Below are 18681 nucleotides of genomic sequence, written 5' to 3' on the forward strand. Positions count from 1 at the left end.
AAGAACATGTTAGTTGAAACAAAAGCAAAAGTAGGTGTATTTGCAATCGCACTGGGTGCATATCTGCCGCAGTTCCCGACGCTGGTTCCGGAATTTGAGGCACAGTATGATGCGTTCAAAAAGACGATTCCGGATACCGTTGAAATGATCGATGGTGGAATCGTTACAACGAAAGAATTATCCATGGAAGCAGGAGATAAGTTCCGTGCAGCGGATGTAGATCTTGTTATTTTACAGCTTCTGACCTACGCGACCAGCTACAATATGCTCCCGGCAGTCCGTGACCTGAATGTGCCGGTTGTGCTTGTGAATGTGCAGAAACGGAAAGCACCGGATTATGCCAATACCGATACGCCAAAATGGCTCGGTGAGCTGTATGCCTGTGGAGCAGTCGGTGAGATGGTAGCCGATCTGGAGCGTGCGGGCAAACGTCATGCCGTCATCACCGGTGTTGTAGAAGGCGGAGATGCTTACGTGGCAAAGGAAATCGACGAGTGGTGCCGGGCAGCCCAGGTACGCAGAAGATTCCGCTACACCAATATTGCCCAGATCGGAAGACCATATCCGGGAATGATGGATCTGTATATCGATGAAACCAATCTTTACAACCGGATGGGACTTTACACGAAACAGTTCGACTGGGAGAAAATGTGGGCAATCGCGGATCCTGTCACAGATGAGGACGCAATCCGCGCCAAGGCAGAGGAGATTCTGGATACTTTTGATATCGAGGGCGGTGCAACGGTAGAGACCGTATGGGATATGGCAAAATATGTCGTTGCATTTGAAGAGTGGGTGAAAAAAGAAGACCTTGGTATGGTGGCATCCCATTATGACGGCTTTGCAAAAGGGGTTGCCGGAAAACTGGACAGCATGCTGATTCCGGCATTTTCCATGCTGATCAAACAGGGTACAGCCTGTGCCGTAGAGGGTGATATGAAAGTTGCAATGGCAATGAGCATTCTGAAAACAATCGCCGGAACCGGTCAGCTTTCTGAGATGTATTCGATCGATTTCAATGAGGATATCTGTATTATCGGCCACTCCGGATCGGGAGATGCTGATATTTCGCAGGCGAAAAAACCGTCCATGAAAATCGTTGATGTTTTTCATGGCAAGACAGGCGGCGGATATCTGACGCAGTTTTATCCGCCAGTCGGAGATGTTACATATCTTGGAATTACGCAGGATAAAGACGGTCATTTTAAATTTGTTGCTGCAGAGGGTGTCAATGAGGATGGTCCGATCTTTACCTTTGGCGATACCAATATGAGAACACGTTTCTCCATTGGGGCAAGAGAGTTCTGCAACAGATGGAGTGAGGCGGGACCAACACATCATATGGCAGCAGCTGTCGGACATCATATTGATACGATTCTGAAAGTGGCAAAAATCCTGGATGTGCCGGTAGACATTGTATGCCGGTAAATATCGATAAAAGAAGAGAAAAGAGAGAAAGAAGAGGGAAATAACATGAAATTCTTAGATGCAGAATTTGTAAAGGGCTTTATCCGCATGGCAAATGATGGCTGGGAGCAGGGATGGCATGAGAGAAACGGCGGAAACCTTTCTTACCGTGTGAAACCAGAAGAGGTTGAAGAGGTAAAAGAAAACTTTGAGGCCAGAGAGTGGAATCCGATAGGAACCGCCGTTCCAAATCTTGAGGGAGAGTATTTCCTGGTAACCGGAAGCGGAAAATATTTCCGAAATGTCACAATCAAACCGGAAGACAGCATCTGTATGATTGAGCTGGATGAAAAAGGTGAAAATTACCGCATCGTCTGGGGTCTCGTCAACGGAGGACGTCCGACCTCAGAGCTTCCGAGCCATCTGATGAACCTGGAGGTAAAAAAACTTCAGGACGAAAGATACCGCGTTGTGTACCATGCACATACCACCAACGTGATCGCGCTTACCTTTGTTCTGCCGCTGGAAGATAAAGTATTTACCCGCGAACTCTGGGAGATGGCAACCGAGTGTCCTGTTGTATTCCCGTCCGGAATAGGTGTCGTTCCGTGGATGGTTCCGGGAGGCAGAGAGATCGCCGTTGCCACGAGCGAGCTGATGAAGAAATATGATCTTGCTATCTGGGCACACCACGGCATGTTCGCCGCCGGCTTTGATTTTGACCTGACCTTCGGTCTGATGCATACCGCAGAAAAATCTGCAGAAATCCTGGTAAAAACACTTTCTATGCAGCCAACGAAACGCCAGACGATCACACCGGATGAATTCCGCCATCTGGCAAAAGACTTCGGCGTAACACTTCCGGAAGAGTTTTTGTATGAGAAATAAAACTGGAAACTGATAGTGAAAAATGGCCGTCTGATCCTTGCACTGAGGAATGGGACGGCCATTTTTTTGCTGTGCAGAAGAAAAAGTCTATTAATTTCTTTCGGAATTTGATAAACTATAAGATAAGATTATCGATTAGAAAACAGTGGAACATTTCATTATCAGACAGAAAATGCTGGTGTGTCTGCGCTCAGAAAGGAAAGATGAAATATGACTTCAGCGATTAGTATAGGAAAGCAGGATTTTGCTTCCCTTCGAGAAAATCATTATTTTTATGTTGATAAAACCGATTTTATCAGACAATGGTGGGAAAGTGGAGATGACATTACGCTGATCACACGTCCGAGAAGATTTGGCAAAACATTGAATATGAGCATGCTGAATTGTTTCTTTTCCAGACAGTATGCAGAAAAAGGTACCATCTTTGAAGGGCTTTCCATCTGGAAACAGGAAAAATACCGCAGACTGCAGGGAACTTATCCGGTGATTTTTCTGAGCTTTGCGGACGTAAAACAGAATAACTATCAAGATGCAGTGCAGAAGATAAAAAATATTATTGTAGATGCTTATCGCCAACATCGGTATTTGGAGCAGGAAGAATGCTTTACGCAAAATGAGAAACAGCAGATGCTGGAAATTACAGAAAAAATGAGTGATGTGACAGCACAGGATGCATTAAAAAATCTTTCCAGTTATTTGAATCTTTTATATGGAAAAAAAGTTTTGATCTTTCTGGATGAATATGACACGCCCATGCAGGAAGCCTATATTCATGGATACTGGGATGAATTTGCCGGATTTATGAGAAGCCTTTTCAATGCGACATTCAAAACAAATCCATATCTGGAACGCGCTGTGATGACTGGAATTACCTGTATTTCCAAAGAATCTGTTTTTTCGGACCTCAATAATCTGACAGTTATTACAACAACATCGGATGCCTATGCAGACTGTTTTGGTTTTACAGAAGAAGAGGTATTTCAATCATTAGATCAATTTGGAATGCCGGAAAAGAAAGATCTGGTAAAGCAATGGTATGACGGATTTTGCTTTGGCACGCATCGTGATGTTTACAATCCGTGGTCTATTACAAATTATCTGAAAGAGAAAAAACTGCGGCCCTACTGGGCAGCTACAAGTTCCAATGGATTGATCAGCAAACTCCTGCAGTCGGCATCGGTAAATATGAAGGAAGAACTGGAAAAACTGATCAACAGACAACAAATTGTAGTTAATTTTGATGAGCAGATTATATTTGGACAATTAGAACAGGATGAAAGTGCGGTATGGAGTCTGTTGGTGGCAAGCGGTTATCTGAAAGTGGAGGAGATTGAATACAGAGGACTGACGCTGGAGCCGTGGTATTCTCTTTCCATCACAAATCTGGAGACTGTGAGCATGTTTTCGAATATGTTCAAAAGCTGGTTTGCAGCGGCATCTGCCAATTATAATGAATTTATCAAAGCATTGCTGAATGGGGATGTAAAAGCGATGAACCTCTATATGAATGATATTGCACTTGCTACATTTAGTAATTTTGATGCTGGAAAACATGCGTCCGAGCGGAGCCAGCTAGAGCGGTTTTATCATGGATTTGTACTTGGGCTGCTGGTGGAAGTGCGAGATCTTTATGAGGTGCGTTCCAATCGGGAAAGTGGGTATGGAAGATACGATGTGATTCTAATTCCCAGAAATTTGGATCGAGATGCTATGATTCTGGAATTTAAAGTAAAAGAAACGGAAGAAAAAACGCTGCAGGAAACGGTACAAAAAGCACTGGCGCAGATTGAAATAAAGAAATACGACGCGGAACTGAAAGAACGGGGAATCCCAAAAGAAAGAATCCGGCATTATGGATTTGCGTTTGAAGGGAAAAAGGTACTAATTGGGTAATAGAAAACGCTGTCAATGCTTCTCTGGAAGGGGAAGCGGGACAGCGTTTTTCTGTTAATTGTGATTAGAGTACCATTTGAAGCAGCATCGCCAAAAGCGGCATCGTCACAATAGAAGCCAGCGTGGTAACAACATTGATGGCACTGGCATAGCGTGAATCGTTTCCGTATACCTGACACATCTGTGTAACTGTAGAGGCAGATGGCGTGATGACGGCGAGAAAAACAATCAGAATCAGCGTCGGTCCGTCTGCAGAAAGATCGGCAAGATGGCTGATTTTCAGAAGAACAAGCGCCATTGTAAAGCACCCATTCCGCTCCTAAAACAGCCGTCACAAGCGGCACAATCAGATTGCCGGAATTGGAGTAGTAAACAGAAGTTATCTCAACCGCATCCAAATGAAACACCCGTCCAAGAGCTGAAACCGCAAAAAGAAGCACAACCTGCATCAGAAGCGAAGCCGCAAACGCAACCAGCAGCCCCCGCACCGTTTCCGGCGTGTAATCGACCTGAAACGCATTCAGAATCACGCAGGGAATGATCAGGTACAGCACAATTTTCGACAGAACTTTGCTGTCCTCATCCTTTAAAAGTCCGGCTTTTACGATTAAAAAGCCCATAAAAATCATAAGAAAAAGCTGCGCGATCTGCTGCGCAAGAAGAATACTGATCGTCATAAAAATCTCCCCATATGTGTGTCTTATAGAAAATATTATAAGGTGGAGGAGAGGGGATTTCAATTTCTTTTTGAGAGATTTGGGTCGAAATAATGGTGAAAATATAAGAAAAATGGCTGTTGACCAAAAGAAAATGCTGTCATATAATATATTCGACAAGAGAGCCGTTGGTCAGTGTACACCTGACCGCCGGATAAAGCTTCTAATTAAAAATAGCGTCTAACTTTACCAGAGCAGGGGCGCTATTTTGATTTGACAAAATTACACGATTGCAATATAATATACTTAACAAGACAGCCGGAAGGTGAGCGCAATCACCCGATCTGGCGAAAATATTAAATAGCTATAAGAAGTGGCCATCCATGCTTACCAGAGAGCAGGATGACCATTTCTTAATTTCTATAATAAAGGAAGGCTGAATTATAGTCAAGAAATTTTTGCGATTTTAAAACAAAGTAATAAAAAGTGTGATATAATAACCTCATAATGAAAAGTAAAATTCCGCCTATTTTTCAACATTGTAGGCGGCAATTTTACACCTACAAGTTAGTGAATCCTAATAAAAGTAAGATGGAGGTACCTGCCTATGATGGAATACACCAGTAAATACTGGAATATGCTGACTCCTTTAATAAAGAAAAGTCTGCTAAAACGCTACGGAAAAGAGGAGACCGCAGAGCTTCTCCGCAAGACCAACCAGATCTACCGCGACATGCTTCGCCGCGCCGATGATATCGGAAAGGACAACCCGATGGCGTCGAATCTCTATGAAGGCCTCATTTTTCTTGCGCTCTGGGATGCGTCGGACAGACAGATTTCTGTGGATGAACTGCGTACAATCTCAGAGGAGATGATGTCCTTCCCGCTTCTGAAAGCCATGGGCCTGATGATTAATGCGAATAAGAAGAGCGGCATGGCGCGGATTGCGAAGATGATGCATAAGGATGCCGCCTGGCTGGAAGCACATCCGCAGTATAAGGCGTATTCGTGGGATTTTCATTTTGATGAGACGAAGCATCAGGACGGTTTTTATTACCACTTCACCCAATGTCCCCTGAATACCTTCGCCCGAAAAGAGGGCTATCTGGAAGTGCTGCCGATTATGTGCGACATTGATTACAAGACAGCAGCCCTGATGCACGCGAAGCTCTACCGTGACCATACGCTGGCAGGCAGCGGTGAGGTCTGTGATTACTGGTTCGTGGGGGACAAGGTGGAAAATCCGAAATAAAATAAGACCGGGACGGAAACGGTGAAATGGATCGAAGAATATAAAACACAGAAGGGAGATCACCCAGAATGAGCAATGAAAAAATAAAACCAAAACTGAACGGAACTGCCGAGACGATGCTGCAGTGCTTCTACGCCCGCGCCATGCACAGCAGAAATCCGAAAAACAAGTTCCGCGACACCAAAGCAGAAGAGCTGATTGACCGCATCGACTATGATTTCAGCAATGCGAAAAAGGACACAGCAATGAGCGGCGGAATCGTAGCGCGGAGTGTTGTGTTTGATGAGCTGATCAGCGACTTTATCCGAAAGAACCCGGATTGTACCGTCGTCAACATCGCCTGTGGTCTGGACACTCGTTTTTACCGCATGGATAATGGAAAAATTACCTGGTACAATCTCGATCTGCCGGAGACGATTGAGGTACGCGATTCGATCTATCAGGAATCCGGCCGCGTTTCCACGATTGCGTGTTCCGTGCTCGATCCGGCATGGGCCGATCAGGTAAAAGTGCGGGGCAAAATGCTTTTCATTATCGAAGGTCTGACCATGTACATGAAAGCGGATGAGGTCAGAATGATGCTCGCCATCATCCGCGATCATTTCGACAATGCCTACGTCTGCATGGAAACGCTGTGCCCGTACTTTGTAAAGAAAGAAAACATCGAAAAATCTATTCAGGCGACGGGCGCGACGTTTACCTGGGGTGCGAACAGCTTTGCAGACCTGGGCGACATTGCCGCCGGTTTCCGAAAAGTAAAAGACGACAACATCGCCCGCGGTATGGAAACGCTGAATCCCATCTACAAGCTGGTGATGTGGATGCCGATCATCCACAAATTCGCAGAGAAAATTCTGGTGTTTGAAAAAGCGTAAGAAAAGAAATGAAAAGAAACAGGCAGCCCGGCAGCGGAAAAGCTCAAAAAGCTTCCGTGCAGGGAACCTGTTTTTTGTTTGTGCAGGAAATTAACAAATCATTCATCCGGCCACACAAAATGTGCATTCCCCGCTTCAAGGCCGTCAATCAGAATATTCTGTCCCGTGCAGAACCGGTTCGTCACGGTCATAAAATACGCCCAGTCCGCTGCTTCCTCGACGGTCATCCACCGTTTCAGCGGCGTCAGCTCCATGATCTGATCCCAGAGCTTTTGGTCTTCTGTGACAGGCAGATTCAACTCGGTCAGTACGCCGCCGAAATCAAGGCTGTTGCACGTTCCGCCATACGGTGCAATGCGGAGTGCCACGTTTTTCGTGTAGGCGAGCACACCGCCCTTGCTTGCGGTGTATTCCGGAAATTCAGCTCCGGTATGGCCGCTGGCCGAGCCGATCATGAGGATGGCGCGGATGTTGTCATGAATTCCGTACGCCTCCGTGATTGCGATGGTTCCCTTTAAATTGATATCAATATCATCCTCGTTCTGCACACCAGCGTTGTTGATGACAATATCAAAAGGCGCAAGTGCCGGATACTGTTCTTTGGCGCGGATATCAAGGCAGAAATGAGTATACGACTCCTGTCTGATCGAAGCTTCCTTTCGGTCAAATCCGGTAACGTCAAAGCCTTCTTTTAAAAATTTCTCCGCAATCGCCTTTCCGATTCCGGAGCTGGTTCCTGTAATAAGTACACGCATACGATAACCTCCCGATGAAATATTACCCTCATTATACCGCAAACACAGCATGCGATCCAGAAGAAACGAAAAAGAATGCAGGAAAAGAAAATGTTACGGGAAAAATCACTGCATAAAACAAAAGAGTCTCCCAAACTGCAACAAATAATTGACAGATTTTAGGAGAAGGAGTAGAGTTTTTGAAAGGGGGATTATCCCTGCAAAGAGTGAAAACAAAAGAGGTGCAAATATGCTGAAAGTAGACAATCTTACCTTTGAAGTAAACGAAGAGGGAAGAAAACGCTGCCTCGTCAACCACATCAGTTTTGAGGTAAAGGACGGGGAAATGCTGGTGATTACCGGACCAAACGGTGGCGGAAAATCAACGCTGGCCAAAGTGCTTGCAGGAATTGAGGACGCCAATGGCGGAGAAATCTTCCTGGATGAGGAAAATATTACCGGTTATGATATTGACCACCGTGCAAACGCCGGCATCGGCTATGCATTCCAGCAGCCGCCGCGTTTTAAAGGAATGACGGTGAAAAAAATGCTGTCGCTGGCAGCCGGAAAAGAACTGACGGAAGCCGAGAGCTGTAAACTCCTCTCCGCCGTCGGACTCTGCTCTGCCGATTACCTGAACCGCCAGATGGACGGTACGCTCTCGGGAGGAGAGATGAAGCGTCTGGAGATCGCAACGGTGCTTGCAAAACCGCATAAGGTCAGCATTTTCGATGAGCCGGAGGCCGGCATTGACCTGTGGAGCTTTTCCATGCTGATCAGGCGGTTTGAAGAAATCCACAAAGAGAAAAAAGAATGTCTGATTCTCATTTCCCATCAGGAACGCATTATCCAGATGGCAGACAAGATCATGGTGATCGAGGACGGCCAGGTGAAAGAATACGGTACAAAGGAAGACGTACTGCCGACCCTGTTCCAGCAGAAAACAGGCCGGATGTGCGGCCAGGAAGGAGGCACATGCTGATGGTACAGGTAGATGAGACAACCCAGGGCGTATTAAATCAGATCAGCGAGGGATTTGAGCAGAAAGGGGCATACAATCTCCGCCAGAACGGCATTCCGCTCTGCCACGGTGACAGTGAACATATCAAAATCCGCAAAAAAGATGATAAGCCGGGCATTGATATTTTGATCGACGGCGAGACGAAGGGCGAAAAAGTATTTATCCCGGTTGTCGTCAGCGTTTCTGGCATGACGGATCTTGTTTACAATGATTTCTACGTTGCGGACGGCGCCGATGTTACGATTGTAGCGGGCTGCGGTATCCACAACGGCGGCTGCAACGACAGCCGGCACGACGGTATCCATACGTTCCATGTAGGAAAAAATGCCAACGTGCGCTACGAGGAAAAGCATTACGGAGAGGGAAACGGAACGGGACAGCGGATTCTGAACCCGGTGACAAATATTGAAATCGGAGAAAATTCCGTTTTTACGCTGGATACCGTACAGATTAGGGGCGTTGACTCAACGATCCGTACAACGAATGTTGTGATGGATGCAAACTCCAAACTGTTCGTGCTCGAACGTCTGATGACAGACGGTGACCAGAAGGCAGAGTCGGATATTGAAGTATGTATGAACGGAAGCGGTTCTTCCGCACAGATTATTTCACGTTCTGTCGGAAAGGGCAATTCCTCCCAGGTCTTCCATCCCAAGGCAGTCGGCAAAAACAAATGCCACGCCCATATCCAGTGCGATTCTATCATCATGGATCACGCACAGGTCGGATCTATTCCGGAGATCCAGGCAAAACATGTGGATGCGGCAATCATCCACGAGGCGGCGATCGGACGGATCAATGATGAGCAGCTATTGAAACTCAGAACGCTCGGCATGACGGAAGCGGAGGCGGAAAACGTCATTATTGAAAACTTCCTGAGCTGAAGAAAAAAAGGAAACAAGAGAACAAAAAAGAGGCATTTCCAGTCTGCATAGATGGAGATGCCTCTTTTTGTGCATTTTTCACAAAAGCAAGTAGTAAATTTTACTAAAATAAAAAGTAAAATATTTTGACTTTTAACATATGATAAATTTGTACTGTTGAAAAAAGGAAAGATACAAGATAGAGAAATGGGGAAAGCGAAAATGGGTATTGTGATCAATCATTCCGAAAATATTTTCCTGCCGCAGATGATCATTACGAAGCCGGAGATGGAAGAAAAGGTGGAAGCGTTTGTGAAAAACGGCGGAACCGTAATCGTGACGTACCGACACGCCGTGAAAGATGCGGACAACAACGTTCCGTTCGGCGAGACACTGCCGGTGCACTACAATGCGCTTGCGGGTCTGACCGTAGAAGAGACGGAGAGCCTGCAGGACTATGATGCATTCCCGGTTGTGGGAAGCGGCGTGTTCGAGGGCGTGGAAGGCACAGGCGGAATTTTCCGTGATATGATTCAGGTGCAGGATGCGGAAGTGCTGTTCCATTACGCGGATGCGTTCTATCTGGAATTCGCAGCCGTGACGAGAAAACAGACCGGCAGGGGAACTTTGTATTACGTGGGCTGCGGCCTGGAAGAGAAGATCACGAAGCTTCTGATGGAGCAGGTGATGCGGGACTGCCATTTCCAGATGGTGCCGTCCGAAGAGGGCCTTGAGATCGTGACGAGAGGAAACGAGAAGCAGAAGGTGACGATGTACATCAACCACAATGCAAAGGAAGTGACGTATGGGGATATGACACTGGCACCGTTTGCATGCAAGATTTTAGAAGCATAATATAAAAGAGTAAACGAGAGAAAAGGCGCGGCCGCCCGGAGCAAAAAACAGCTTCGGGCGGGCCGTGCCTTTTGCGTGCTGACAAAAAAGATGCAAAAAGCGGAATTCTGTGTTGACAAGTGTCCGAAAAAAACTTGTAAATAAGACGCGAGTGTGCAAAAATAGACATAAAACAGATGCGGAGGCATCCTGAAAAAAAGAGGAGAACAACATGGAAAAACAGAAAAAGATAGCACTGATTAATGATCTGACAGGCTTTGGCCGGTGCTCGACGGCTGTGATGGCGCCGATCGTGTCGGCGCTGAGGATTCAGGCGGTGGCAGTTCCGACCGCAATTCTCTCAGCACACACGCAGTTTCCGACGTATTACTTTGATGATTATACTGACCGGATGAAGGATTACATTCAGACCTATAAGGATCTGAAGCTCGATTTCGATGCGATCTCGACCGGCTTCTTAGGATCGGAACAGCAGGTGGATATCGTGCTTGATTTTATCCGCCATTTTAAGACGGACCGCAACTTTGTCATCGTCGATCCGGTCATGGGAGACTATGGGAAGCTGTATCGGACGTACACGAAAGAGATGTGCGAAAAGATAAAAGAACTGGTTCACTACGCGGATATCATCACGCCGAATCTGACAGAGCTCTGCACACTGATCGATGCGCCGTATCCGGAGAACGGGGCTTCGATTGAGGAGCTGAAAGAGATGTGCGGAAAACTGGCAAAGCGGGGACCGAAACACATCGTGGTGACGGGCATCCACTTTAACCAGACGCAGATTGCCAACTTTATCTATAACAAAGGCGAAGACTTCCAGATTGTCATGGTAGACCGCATCGGCGGCGACCGGAGCGGTACGGGAGATGTCATTGCGGCAATTATCGCAGGCATGTATCTGAACGGCCACAGCCTGTACGAGTCGGTGAAAAAGGCGGCGGATTACGTATCGAAATGCATCCGCTACTGCGAAGAAAACGAAGTGCCGAGCTACTGGGGACTCTGCTTTGAAATGTTTATGAAGGACTTAACGGAGGAAGCGTAATGTATTTATATACTGTAACCGGAGCCGTCGGCGAGGAAGGGTATCTCGACCTTGCAAAGAGCGGCGATCTTACCGGAAAAAATGTCTATGTCAACATGACAAACAAATGCCCGTGCAGCTGTGTGTTCTGTCTGCGCCAGACGAAACAGCAGCAGGAGGGAAATACACTGTGGTTAAAAGAGGGCGAGCCATCCGTTGAGACGATGCTGGAGCTGTTCGCACAGTACGATCTGAACGTGATCAATGAACTGGTCTTCTGCGGCTTCGGAGAACCGCTTGAGCGGCTTGAGGATGTCTGTCGGGTGATCGATTCCTTAAAAGAAACGTATCCGAACCTGAAAGTGCGTCTGAATACGATCGGTCTTGCCAACCTGATCTATGGAAGAGATGTCACCCCGGAATTAAAGGGAAGATTTGATACCGTCTCGATTTCCTTAAACGCGCCGGATGAAAAGGAATTTCTGGAGCTCACGCGGTCGAAATTCGGCATCCAGTCGTACGAGGCGATCAAGGAGTTTGCGGTTCTTTCCAAACAGTATGTGCCGAATGTTGTGATGACGGTTGTCGAGAAAGTCATGCCAGAGGAGAAAATTCAGAAGTGCCAGGAGATCTGCGATACCTTAGGAGTTACTTTACGTGTCCGCCCGTTTGAAAATTGAGAGGCCCGCAATCTTTCGCTTGTATTTGAACGACATAACGCCTATAATGGGAAAGAAAAACAAAAGAGAGGGAGAGACGTATGAACGAGTCTAATGGAGTCATCCGCGATGCGAGAAAGCTCGGTATTCCTAAAATGCTGATTCTCGGATTGCAGCACATGTTTGCCATGTTCGGTGCAACCATTCTGGTGCCGATTCTGGTAAACAGCTACTTTGTAGACGCATGCGGCGAGGGGCCGTCCCGCGGTCTTACCGTATCCGTCACACTGTTCTGCGCCGGCTTTGGAACCCTGCTGTTTCATCTGTGCGCGAAATTTAAAGTACCGGCATTTCTTGGTTCTTCGTTTGCATTCTTAAGCGGTTTCGCCGCTGTTGCAAACCTGAATACCGGAAAATATGCCAGCATGAGTGTCAACGACAAGGCAGCCTATGCCTGCGGAGGTATTGTGGTAGCAGGTCTTCTGTACCTGATTTTTGCCTTGATCATCCGCATGGTCGGTGTCAAACGCGTGATGCGCTACCTGCCGCCGGTTGTCACAGGTCCGGTTATCATCTGCATTGGCCTCAGCCTTGCTGGTTCCGCCATTAATAATGCTTCGACGAACTGGTTCCTGGCACTGGTTGCGCTGGCAGTCATCATCATTTTCAACATCTGGGGAAAAGGAATGCTCAAAATCATTCCGATTCTGATGGGCGTTGTGATTGCCTACGCTGTGGCAGTTGTCCTGAATGCACTCGGCATCAAAAATCCGGACGGATCCGTGATCATCAACTTTGCGCCGGTTGCACAGGCAGGCATCGTCGGACTTCCGCCGCTGCAGCTCTGCAAATTCGATCTGACCAGCATTATGATCATGGCACCGATCGCGATCGCGACCATGATGGAGCATGTCGGTGATATGTCGGCGATCTCTGCAACCGTAGGAGAGAACTTCCTTTCTGATCCGGGCCTGCATAGAACCCTGCTCGGTGATGGTCTTGCAACCGCAATGGCAGGTTTCATCGGCGGACCGGCCAACACGACGTACGGCGAGAACACCGGCGTTCTGGAATTGAGCCGCGTACATGACCCGAGAGTCATCCGTATTGCCGCAGTCTTTGCGATTATCGTCAGCTTCATTCCGAAGGTATCGGCACTCATCAGCACCATGCCGTCCTCTATCATCGGAGGCGTCAGCTTCATGCTGTACGGTATGATTTCTGCCATCGGTGTGCGCAACGTGGTAGAGAATAAAGTAGACCTGACCAAATCGAGAAACCTGATCATCGCGGGCGTCATCTTTGTCTGCGGACTGGGCTTCAGCAACGGTCTCTCCTTTACGATCGGCGGAACGACCGTCACCCTGACTGCACTTGCCATTGCAGCCATCGCAGGAATCCTGCTGAACATGATTCTGCCGGGCAATGATTACGAATTCGGCGTAAACGAGTCCGGGGACGAGAACAGAGGAATCCACGCATAAAGAAACATGCAAAAGAAAATCCGTTTTTTCTGCATCTGTATTCTGCACAAAGGAATGTGCAGAAACAGAGGGGAAAAAGCGGATTTTCTTTGCGTTTCGGTACGGGCAAGTGTGTACTGGAGAGTAAGAAGATGTAAAGTTGGTAAAAAATGACACACGAAAGACCGAAAAAGGGGATGATGTGACAGGTCGTCGGATCCTTATATTACCTGGATCCAACGGTGATTCCGCGGCTGAAAAGTCTGCGAAGCGGTGACGATCCGGTGTTTTTGTTTGGTGTTTTATTTTACGCGCTCAAACGCAATCCGCGGAGAGTGGTTCAGCACGTAGATAATGCCGCGCCGTTCAAATCCGTTTTTCTGGATCAGATGCTGCATGATTTGATTGTCCGTATGCGTATCGACGCGCAGGTGCGGGATCTGTGTCCAGCAGTAATCGACGATCTGGGAGAAAAATCCGTGGATTGTTCCGTCTGAGGCAACCTGGTGGATCGTGCCATACGGCGCATCGGAGAGCCAGGAGCCGTCGTCGATCTGCAGATACGTCGGATCCTCACCGATGATGAAGGCAAACGCGCCGTGCAGCGTGCCGTTTTCTTCCAGGACAAAAAGCTGTTTGTCACGGATTCTGTTGTGAATCAGCTCCTCCGGCGGAAAATGGTTTCCCCACTGATTCGGATTTCCGGTTTCCTGCATAAAAGAGCGGGCGTACGCATAGATTGACATGAGCGAAGTAAAATCCTCCGGGACGGCAAGTCGTATCATGATAAAAATTCTCCTTTTAGTTCAAAATAAGCAGTTTTATTGTAGCACAGCGGACGGTGAAGCACAAGAAAGAGAAAACAGGATTTGACTTTTTGAAAAATCCCATGTACAATGCGGTTAGTTGTAACTAACTAAAGCAGCCAAAACCACAACAAAACGATTTCTGCCGGTCCTGGATGGGCCGGTTCCGCATCAAATTGTCAGAAAGGAAAGAATATGAAACAAAATCGAAAACGAAAAGAGACGGCGGGCATGAATTTTCTCCGCTATCTCGGCCCGGGACTTCTTGTCACGGTCGGTTTTATCGACCCGGGAAACTGGGCATCCAACATTGCCGCCGGATCGGGTTACGGCTACGAGCTTCTGTGGATGGTCACCCTGTCCACGATCATGCTGATTTTTCTGCAGCACAATGCGGCGCATCTCGGCATTGTCACGGGAAAGTGCCTCTCGGAGGCGGCGAGCCTCTATCTGCCTGCGTGGCTGAAAAACACGATTCTTGCGACGGCGATGATGGCAGCGGTGGCGACCGCAATGGCGGAGATCCTCGGCGGTGCGATTGCGCTCCAGATGCTGTTCGGCATTCCGATCAAGCTCGGCAGCATGATGATTCTCGTGCTGGTTCTGATCTGTGAGTTTACAAGTGCTTACAAACGGATTGAAAAACTGATCATTGTGTTTGTCTCGCTGATCGGCTTTTCGTTCCTCTTCGAGGTCTGGATCGCCGATATCGACTGGGCGCAGGCGGCTGTCGGCTGGGTAAAACCGTCGTTTCCAGAGCACTCAATGCCGGTCATCTTAAGCGTCCTCGGTGCGGTCGTCATGCCGCACAACCTGTTTCTCCACTCGGAAATTATTCAGAGCCGCCAGTGGAATCTTGAGGATGATGAGGTGATTGCGCGCCAGTTAAAGTATGAGTTCAAAGACACCCTGTTTTCCATGATCATCGGATGGGCCATCAACAGTGCAATGATCCTGATGGCGGCCGCAACGTTTTTCCAGCCGCAGAATGCAAAGCAGGTGGATGATCTCGCAACGGCGGGAAAGATGCTGATACCGCTCCTTGGAAATGCCGCATCGGTGATTTTTGCAGCAGCGCTTCTGCTCGCCGGAATTTCATCGAGCATCACCGCGGGAATGGCGGGCGGAACGATTTTTTCGGGGATTTTTAACAAGCCGTATGAGATCAAGAGTAAGGAGACACGCTGGGGAATCCTTCTTACCATGATCCCGGCCGCAGCGGTCATTCTTCTGATTGATTCCCCGTTCCAGGGCCTTCTCTATTCACAGATGTTCCTTGGAATGCAGCTCCCGATTACGGTATTTACACAGATTTATCTGACGTCCTCGAAAAAAGTCATGGGAAAATACGCGAACAGTCTGCAGCTGAAAATTGCCCTGTTTGCGATTGCGGTGATTGCGACACTGCTGAATATCGCGCTGCTGTTTGTGCAGTAAAAAGAATGAGAAATAAAAAAAAGGAAGTCCGCTGCGCTGATCCCTGAAAAAGAGACCGGCGCAGCGGACTTCTTCTATTATAATATGCTCTCCATGCAGGCATCGACAAAGTCCTGCAGAAGCGGAGAGAGTTTCCGCCCCTTTTTCCAGATCACGGCGATCTGCGTTTCCAGGTCGCTTTCTGCGAGCGGCTGGATGCGGAGTCCCTGGCAGAGAGAGCTCATGGACTGCGGGAAAATGGCAGTGGCAAGGCCTTCCTTTGCCCAGAGCATCGCGCCGCGGGGATCGTCGCAGACACAGAAGAGATCCGGTTCCATGCCGCGCGAGTGGAATGCATCCATGATGAGTGCCTCGTACCGGCGGTAGATGATAAGTGGAATATTTAAAAGATCCGGGAGCTTTAGCGATCCGTTCTTCTCGGGAAGCATATCTTTTGAAGAAACGGCAATCATAGGTTCAGAGCTTAAAATTTTATAGTCGACATCGTCGAGCCGCAGCGGCGTGCGGGCGATGGAAATGTCGATGATGCCGTCCATCAGATAGCGGTACAGCGTGTAGGTGATGCCGTCGTGCACCTCGAAGTTGACATCGGGATTGCGGCGGGAAAAAAGCGAGACGCACGGCATGATCGTTGCAACGGTGGTCGGTGTGATGCCGAGGCGCAGAACCCGCTTTTTGCCGACCTTTGCGACCTCAAGCTCCGTCGATTTCACGTACTCGAGCAGGTTGGCGGAGCGGTCGTACAGCAGTTTTCCGGCTTCGGTCAGGCGGACGCCCTGGCGGGTACGTTCAAATAAAGTGACGTTCAGTTCGGCTTCCAGCTGCTTTAACTGATAACTGAGCGGCGGCTGGGACATATTGAGGCGGCGGGCGGCCTCGTGAATGCTTTCGGTTTCGGCGATGACGCGGAAATATTCAAGCTGGCGCAGTTCCATAAGAGACTTCCTTTCGTGAAATTATCTATGATATTAAAATTGTATCACTAAGCTATAAAAACAATACTATTCGTATTAATCATATGAGATTATACTGTCAATGTCAAGAAACAAAGAAATGGAGAGTGAAAAAGAAGATGAAAAGTCTTGGAGTCTACTTGAAGCACTACAAAAAAGAGAGCATCATCGCTCCTTTGTTCAAGCTTCTGGAAGTCGTATTCGACCTTCTGGTGCCGATGGTTGTTGCCCAGATCATCGATGTGGGTATCGCAGGCAATAACCGTCCGTACATCGTCAGCCGTTTTGGAATCCTCGTTCTGATGGCGGCAGTCGGACTTTGCTGCAGCTTCACCGCGCAGTATTTCGCGGCAAAAGCGAGCGTCGGCTGTGCAACCGAGCTTCGCCAGGCGGTCTTTGACCACATCCAGGCTCTGTCCTTTACGGAGCTGGATACCATTGGAACCGATACGCTGATCACCCGTCTGATCAACGATATCAACCAGGTGCAGAACGGAATCAACATGGGTCTGCGTCTGCTGCTGCGGAGTCCGTTTATCGTATTCGGTTCCGTTGTGATGGCATTTACCGTCAACGTAAAATGTGCCATCGTATTCCTGGTTACTATTCCGATCCTGTTCGTTGCTGTATTCGGCATTATGCTGGTCAGCATCCCGCTGTTCAAAAAGGTACAGGCGGCACTCGACCGCGTCACCGGAATGACAAGAGAAAATCTGAACGGTGTCCGTGTCATCCGTGCGTTCTGCCGTGAGGAGCAGTCTGTTGCCGATTTCGAAAAGAGCAACGATGAGCTGACTTGTCTGAACGAGTTTGTCGGAAAAATTTCCGCACTGTTAAATCCGCTGACCTATGTCCTCATCAACATCGCAGCCGTTGTCCTGATCTGGCAGGCAGGCCTTCAGGTTAACATCGGCAGTATGCAGCAGGGACAGGTTGTCGCACTTTACAACTACATGCTGCAGATCATCGTGGAACTGATCAAACTGGCATCGCTCATCATCACCTTAAACAAATCCGTTGCCTGTGCAGAGCGTGTCTCCGGCGTACTGGCGGTTCCGACAACCATGAACTACCCGGCAAAAGGCGGCGCTGCAAAGAAAGTAACTGGCGATGCAGCTGTTACATTTAAAAATGTCAGCTTCACCTATGCAGGAGCCGGCGCAGAGAGCTTATCGGATATCAGCTTTACCGCAAAACGCGGACAGACCATCGGAATCATCGGCGGTACCGGAAGCGGAAAATCGACGCTGGTCAGCCTGATTTCCCGTTTCTACGATGCGACCAGCGGTGACGTCATGGTAGACGGCGAGAATGTAAAGAATTACACGAAAGAAGAGCTCTGCAATAAAGTCGGTGTTGTTCAGCAGAGAGCAGTGCTCTTTAAAGGCAGCATCCGCGACAATATGAGGTGGGGCAAAGAGGACGCCACCGATGCAGAAATCTGGGAGGCGCTCACCACAGCCCAGGCGAAAGAAGTCGTAGAAGGCAAACAGGATCAGCTCGATTTTATGCTGGAGCAGAATGGAAAGAACCTCTCCGGCGGACAGAAACAGCGTCTTTCTATTGCGCGTGCGCTGGTAAAAAAACCGGAAATCCTGATTCTGGACGACAGCTCGAGTGCGCTTGACTTTGCAACGGATGCAAAACTCCGCAAAGCCGTCCACAATCTCGAAGGAAACACGACAACCTTCCTCGTATCCCAGCGAATCGCCGGCATCCGTCAGGCAGACCAGATCCTCGTTCTTGGAAATGGTACGCTCGAAGGAAACGGCACACACGACGAGCTGATGAAAACCTGCGAGGTTTACCGCGAGATTTACTTCTCCCAGTTCCCGGAAGAGCGTGCAGCTTATAACAACGAAAGCGGGGTGATCGCATGAAAAAGACAGAAA

At 48.3% G+C, this 18681-nt stretch carries 16 protein-coding genes and 1 pseudogene; 13 read left to right on the plus strand and 4 right to left on the minus strand.

Annotated features, from left to right (window positions below; all coding sequences use genetic code 11):
• Positions 1-6: 6 nt before the first annotated feature.
• From DWY63_RS08890 to DWY63_RS08900, 3 genes are all read left to right on the plus strand, one after another.
• Entirely contained in the window at positions 7-1428 is a 1422-nt protein-coding gene (locus DWY63_RS08890) for an arabinose isomerase (RefSeq protein ID WP_117801923.1), read from the plus strand.
• A gap of 45 nt (positions 1429-1473) precedes the next feature.
• Complete coding sequence (rhaD, locus tag DWY63_RS08895) at positions 1474-2295, plus strand: rhamnulose-1-phosphate aldolase (protein WP_117801924.1); 822 nt, start codon at positions 1474-1476, stop codon at positions 2293-2295.
• Positions 2296-2505: 210 nt separating this feature from the next.
• On the plus strand, positions 2506-4188 hold the full coding sequence (locus DWY63_RS08900; protein WP_117801925.1) for an AAA family ATPase: 1683 nt from the start codon (positions 2506-2508) through the stop codon (positions 4186-4188).
• Positions 4189-4252: 64 nt separating this feature from the next.
• Here DWY63_RS08900 and DWY63_RS08905 read toward each other — a convergent pair.
• A pseudogene (locus tag DWY63_RS08905) lies at positions 4253-4865 on the minus strand (AEC family transporter).
• Between the two features lie 586 nt (positions 4866-5451).
• On the opposite strand from DWY63_RS08905, the gene DWY63_RS08910 reads away from it, so the two are divergent.
• Together DWY63_RS08910 and DWY63_RS08915 are read left to right on the plus strand one after the other, a co-directional pair.
• Complete coding sequence (locus DWY63_RS08910) at positions 5452-6096, plus strand: L-2-amino-thiazoline-4-carboxylic acid hydrolase (RefSeq protein WP_117801926.1); 645 nt, start codon at positions 5452-5454, stop codon at positions 6094-6096.
• Between the two features lie 68 nt (positions 6097-6164).
• Positions 6165-6971 (plus strand): class I SAM-dependent methyltransferase, encoded by an 807-nt coding sequence (locus tag DWY63_RS08915; RefSeq protein WP_117801927.1) that lies wholly within the window; start codon positions 6165-6167, stop codon positions 6969-6971.
• A gap of 98 nt (positions 6972-7069) precedes the next feature.
• On the opposite strand, the gene DWY63_RS08920 is transcribed toward DWY63_RS08915, so the two are convergent.
• Entirely contained in the window at positions 7070-7726 is a 657-nt protein-coding gene (locus tag DWY63_RS08920; RefSeq protein ID WP_117801928.1) for an SDR family NAD(P)-dependent oxidoreductase, read from the minus strand.
• Between the two features lie 229 nt (positions 7727-7955).
• Between DWY63_RS08920 and DWY63_RS08925 the strand changes: the two genes are divergently transcribed.
• From DWY63_RS08925 to DWY63_RS08950, 6 genes are all read left to right on the plus strand, one after another.
• Entirely contained in the window at positions 7956-8687 is a 732-nt protein-coding gene (locus DWY63_RS08925) for an ABC transporter ATP-binding protein (RefSeq protein WP_055265841.1), read from the plus strand.
• Complete coding sequence (locus DWY63_RS08930) at positions 8687-9610, plus strand: SufB/SufD family protein (protein WP_117801929.1); 924 nt, start codon at positions 8687-8689, stop codon at positions 9608-9610. Before DWY63_RS08925 ends, DWY63_RS08930 begins: the two co-directional genes overlap by 1 nt.
• 186 nt (positions 9611-9796) lie before the next feature.
• Positions 9797-10444, plus strand: a complete 648-nt coding sequence (locus tag DWY63_RS08935) for a beta-galactosidase trimerization domain-containing protein (RefSeq protein WP_117801930.1) — start codon at positions 9797-9799, stop codon at positions 10442-10444.
• Between the two features lie 211 nt (positions 10445-10655).
• Positions 10656-11492, plus strand: a complete 837-nt coding sequence (locus DWY63_RS08940) for a pyridoxamine kinase (RefSeq protein ID WP_117801931.1) — start codon at positions 10656-10658, stop codon at positions 11490-11492.
• Entirely contained in the window at positions 11492-12151 is a 660-nt protein-coding gene (locus tag DWY63_RS08945; protein ID WP_022462642.1) for a TatD family nuclease-associated radical SAM protein, read from the plus strand. The genes DWY63_RS08940 and DWY63_RS08945 overlap by 1 nt, the downstream gene beginning before the upstream one ends.
• A gap of 80 nt (positions 12152-12231) precedes the next feature.
• A complete protein-coding gene (locus tag DWY63_RS08950) occupies positions 12232-13614 on the plus strand; it encodes a uracil-xanthine permease family protein (protein WP_022462641.1) in 1383 nt (460 codons plus the stop codon).
• 281 nt (positions 13615-13895) lie between these two features.
• On the opposite strand, the gene DWY63_RS08955 is transcribed toward DWY63_RS08950, so the two are convergent.
• Entirely contained in the window at positions 13896-14378 is a 483-nt protein-coding gene (locus DWY63_RS08955; RefSeq protein ID WP_022462640.1) for a hypothetical protein, read from the minus strand.
• A gap of 216 nt (positions 14379-14594) precedes the next feature.
• Here DWY63_RS08955 and DWY63_RS08960 point away from each other — a divergent pair, with 216 nt between their 5' ends.
• Positions 14595-15836, plus strand: a complete 1242-nt coding sequence (locus tag DWY63_RS08960; RefSeq protein WP_117801932.1) for an Nramp family divalent metal transporter — start codon at positions 14595-14597, stop codon at positions 15834-15836.
• Positions 15837-15913: 77 nt separating this feature from the next.
• Here DWY63_RS08960 and DWY63_RS08965 read toward each other — a convergent pair whose 3' ends face one another.
• Positions 15914-16771 carry a LysR family transcriptional regulator gene (locus DWY63_RS08965; protein WP_022462638.1) on the minus strand — a complete coding sequence of 286 codons (858 nt, stop codon included), beginning with the start codon at positions 16769-16771 and terminating at the stop codon, positions 15914-15916.
• A gap of 137 nt (positions 16772-16908) precedes the next feature.
• On the opposite strand from DWY63_RS08965, the gene DWY63_RS08970 reads away from it, so the two are divergent.
• The gene (locus DWY63_RS08970; RefSeq protein WP_055227033.1) at positions 16909-18669 is read left to right on the plus strand and encodes an ABC transporter ATP-binding protein; all 1761 of its coding nucleotides are present in this window, start codon (positions 16909-16911) and stop codon (positions 18667-18669) included.
• Positions 18670-18681 lie beyond the last annotated feature (12 nt).

The organism is Blautia sp. AF26-2 (assembly GCF_003460955.1).
Classification (GTDB): Bacteria; Bacillota; Clostridia; order Lachnospirales; family Lachnospiraceae; genus Fusicatenibacter; species Fusicatenibacter saccharivorans.

Excerpts from the sequence above, each read along its gene's own strand:
- DWY63_RS08945 (WP_022462642.1), top strand. The coding sequence starts at position 11,492 with ATGTATTTATATACTGTAACCGGAGCCGTCGGCGAGGAAGGGTATCTC.
- DWY63_RS08960 (WP_117801932.1), top strand. The coding sequence starts at position 14,595 with ATGAAACAAAATCGAAAACGAAAAGAGACGGCGGGCATGAATTTTCTC.
- DWY63_RS08900 (WP_117801925.1), top strand. The coding sequence starts at position 2,506 with ATGACTTCAGCGATTAGTATAGGAAAGCAGGATTTTGCTTCCCTTCGA.
- DWY63_RS08970 (WP_055227033.1), top strand. The coding sequence starts at position 16,909 with ATGAAAAGTCTTGGAGTCTACTTGAAGCACTACAAAAAAGAGAGCATC.
- DWY63_RS08890 (WP_117801923.1), top strand. The coding sequence starts at position 7 with ATGTTAGTTGAAACAAAAGCAAAAGTAGGTGTATTTGCAATCGCACTG.
- DWY63_RS08940 (WP_117801931.1), top strand. The coding sequence starts at position 10,656 with ATGGAAAAACAGAAAAAGATAGCACTGATTAATGATCTGACAGGCTTT.
- DWY63_RS08915 (WP_117801927.1), top strand. The coding sequence starts at position 6,165 with ATGAGCAATGAAAAAATAAAACCAAAACTGAACGGAACTGCCGAGACG.
- DWY63_RS08925 (WP_055265841.1), top strand. The coding sequence starts at position 7,956 with ATGCTGAAAGTAGACAATCTTACCTTTGAAGTAAACGAAGAGGGAAGA.
- DWY63_RS08955 (WP_022462640.1), bottom strand. The coding sequence starts at position 14,378 with ATGATACGACTTGCCGTCCCGGAGGATTTTACTTCGCTCATGTCAATC.
- DWY63_RS08950 (WP_022462641.1), top strand. The coding sequence starts at position 12,232 with ATGAACGAGTCTAATGGAGTCATCCGCGATGCGAGAAAGCTCGGTATT.
- DWY63_RS08920 (WP_117801928.1), bottom strand. The coding sequence starts at position 7,726 with ATGCGTGTACTTATTACAGGAACCAGCTCCGGAATCGGAAAGGCGATT.
- DWY63_RS08965 (WP_022462638.1), bottom strand. The coding sequence starts at position 16,771 with ATGGAACTGCGCCAGCTTGAATATTTCCGCGTCATCGCCGAAACCGAA.
- DWY63_RS08910 (WP_117801926.1), top strand. The coding sequence starts at position 5,452 with ATGATGGAATACACCAGTAAATACTGGAATATGCTGACTCCTTTAATA.
- DWY63_RS08935 (WP_117801930.1), top strand. The coding sequence starts at position 9,797 with ATGGGGAAAGCGAAAATGGGTATTGTGATCAATCATTCCGAAAATATT.
- DWY63_RS08930 (WP_117801929.1), top strand. The coding sequence starts at position 8,687 with ATGGTACAGGTAGATGAGACAACCCAGGGCGTATTAAATCAGATCAGC.
- rhaD (WP_117801924.1), top strand. The coding sequence starts at position 1,474 with ATGAAATTCTTAGATGCAGAATTTGTAAAGGGCTTTATCCGCATGGCA.